The 2,943-nt window shown below is 56.5% G+C and carries 3 protein-coding genes; all 3 read left to right on the top strand.

All coding sequences use genetic code 11. The features are described 5' to 3' along the window. Nucleotides 1–806: LysR family transcriptional regulator (locus FY112_RS00750; protein ID WP_151517383.1), on the top strand; the 806-nt coding region annotated here is incomplete at its 5' end. A gap of 252 nt (nucleotides 807–1,058) precedes the next feature. Beyond that, a complete protein-coding gene (locus FY112_RS00745; RefSeq protein ID WP_151517382.1) occupies nucleotides 1,059–1,535 on the top strand; it encodes a phospholipase D-like domain-containing protein in 477 nt (158 codons plus the stop codon). A gap of 774 nt (nucleotides 1,536–2,309) precedes the next feature. Beyond that, on the top strand, nucleotides 2,310–2,943 hold a 634-nt coding region (locus FY112_RS00740), incomplete at its 3' end, for a transcriptional regulator (RefSeq protein ID WP_151517384.1).

Raw genomic sequence — 2,943 nt, 5'->3', positions numbered from 1 at the left:
CATCGGCCGTGGGAAAGGCGGTGGAGCGACTTGAGGCGCGTCTAGGCCTGCGATTGCTGAACCGTACGACCAGATCGCTAGCCGTGACCGGGGAAGGCGACATTCTATATCGATACGTCGCCCGCATATTGAAAGAACTGCATGACGCTGAGCAAGAGCTTCACTTGGTTCAAAAGGCACCCCGAGGCCGCATTAAGGTGAGTGTGCCCACAGTCTTAGGTCGCAAGATCATCATGCCGGCGCTCCTCGATTTTCGCATCCGCTTTCCAGATGTGACGACCGAGATCAGCCTCGATGACGTCAAGGTTGATATTATCAATGGTGGGTATGACGTGGTGCTGCGGCTAGGTGAGCTGGACGATTCGACGTTACGCGCACGGAGGATCGGACCACACACATTCATAACGTGCGCCTCGCCGGAATATCTTGCACATCGCGGCACCCCGCAAACTCCGTCAGATCTCAATAATCACTGCTGTGTTTTTTATCGTTTTCCAACCACCGGTCGGCCGGAAGTTTGGGCGTTCAAAAATTCACTCCAACCAACGCCAATCAAGCCCTCTGTCGTTTTAAATGACGGCGAGGCACTTGCATCCGCCGCACTGGGCGGCTTGGGGATTATTCAGGCGCCGAGCTATCTCGTAAGCGAAGACATTGCGGCGGGACGGCTTCAAGCTGTCCTCGCAGATTACACGGACGAACGTGGCAGCGTTTCGCTCGTCTGGCCCCCTATGTCGGCACGAGCGCCCAAAGTTCGCGCCTTCATTGATTTCATGGCCGAGCGCGTTTCCCAAAAGCTTTATTGAGTCGGCACCCAAGATTTCTGTCCACTGCTATGGGACAGTTTGCTGTTTAGGATCGGTCTCATGGGAAATGCTCTTTAATTCAAGCCACTTAACAGCAGAAGCGCAGGAGCCGAAGGTCGTATCCGTTCAAGACCAGCGATGCGCATCGCGGCGCCAACGGGCAGAATGAGCGATTTCTGATAGAAGGCCGATTAACGTCGAGCCGGTTCCGTCCGCTGCGCGGCGCTCAAAGCGGGAAGGCAACATTTCTTTATTCACACCAAGTATCTGGTGATCGACCCCCTGTCGGACGATCCTCTCATCTGCACCGGATCAGCAAACTTTTCGAGCAACAGCCTCCAGGAAAACGATGAAAATATGGTCCTGATACGGGGCGATACCCGTGTCGCCGACGTCTATCTGACGGAATTTCTCAGGCTTCACGAGCATTTCTATTTCCGCGACGCGGCCAACAGTATGGCCGGCAAAGGAAAGGACGAGGAGGGAGCGTTTCTGGAAGAGGTCGATGACTGGACGGCGAACGACTTCTTTCCCGGAAGCTATCTTAACTCGCGACGTGAAATGTTTTTCCGTGACGCCCAGGGCTCCTGGGGCAAACAGGCTCAGGCACGTGATCCAAACGAATCCATCGGCCAGGGTCGGCAGCAAGCGATCGAGGACAAGCGAAAGGCCTCAGAGAAAAGACGGGCTGCCAAGGAAAAGGCTGAGGGTAGCGGCGGGGCACCGTAGGGGACGATGACGGATCAAGCGTCGCTACTCCATTTCGATGTTGTAGTGCGTTAACGATCACTCCCAGGGCAGCGCATTTCACGCCTGCTGATACGGTGAGGTCGTATCCTGCGAAAGATCCGCTCCAGTCGTGAGGGACCATTCGCGGTCGCCCTTGGAGGTGTGATCCCCTGCAAGATGGGCCTCGGATTTGGATGTGGAACAGGTGCAGGACCAAAGCGCCTTTATTAAGTGTGTTTCAATTTGAAATCACGCTTCACTGCATCATTGCTTTAAGACGCCCGTCAGATCAGGGGGGTGCCGTTTTATAAGGAGCTACCGCACCATGCATCTTTCTCCTCGTCCTTCTGTTGCTTATATGTCTTGAGCATCCCTACCAACAGGCTCAATGCGCTATTAGCGGACCAAGGCAGCCGGGTATGAAAAACAAATGATCACAATCACAATGGACGATGCACTCAACCACGCAGGGGCAGGACGGTATCAGCGACGGCTTATGGCCATCCTTCGCTTTGTCTATCCTAACTGGCCACTCGGTCGCTCATGAGGCCGCGGCTTGTGCCCTCATTTGTGATAAGCGGCTGAATGGGATCTAGCCAGCGCTAGATCGCACGGGCGACCCTTTGGCGCAACCGAGGGCAATCCGGAATCGTGTTCGGGCCGGGTATCGCCATGGGTCTGGACCGCCGGGGCGATAGGGAATATCTGGCAGGGCTTGTCGCGATGCTGAAAGCGTCGCCGAAATATCACCGCAGACACCCAAGGCCTCTCAAAGTGAAAAAAGTCCAGCGCAGCTTTGCCGTCGAGTACAGATCGGGTCGGCGAAAACTCAATTCCAATCCGAACTCGATCTGGGGAGACATGGATCTCAAGTCCGTCGCGCAGGATCTGCAGGACGAGGCAATGCCGTTCCTGCCGGAATCTTCCCAGGTTAGCAGCGCCGGAATGTCTTTCGCCGAAGAACAACGGGCGGCGGCGTTGTTGACACCGCCGATTGAGCAGCAGACAAATGCATCGGCTTTACAGGAGACCATAATGGCCGACGATATGAATACGACGACTGATGCCGACACGCCGGCCGTAGCGGCGCCCGCACCGAAGAAGGAGCGCAAGCCTCGCGCCAAAAAGGCGGCCGCTGAAACGGCCTCAGCCGCAGTTTCGGCGCAACCGGCAGCGGCTTTGAATGCCGCAACGGTCAAGCCGAAGAGAGGACGCAAGGCAAAGTCCGACGAAGGTGCGCCAAGCGCCAAACGTGCGCCTGTCAAACGTGCCCCGAAGGCCGTGCAGGCAGCGCCCGCACCGTCGGTGGCGGCGGTTGACGAGTTTGCGGATCTCCTGCAGCTGGAAGAAGAAAACCAAAGATTGCGCAAGCTGCTGGCCGAGAAGCTCCGCGCTGAAAATGCCGATC

The organism is Rhizobium sp. PEPV16 (assembly GCF_008919455.1).
Taxonomy (GTDB): Bacteria; Pseudomonadota; Alphaproteobacteria; order Rhizobiales; family Rhizobiaceae; genus Rhizobium; species Rhizobium leguminosarum_Q.
This window is presented reverse-complemented; position numbering and strand designations above follow the sequence as displayed.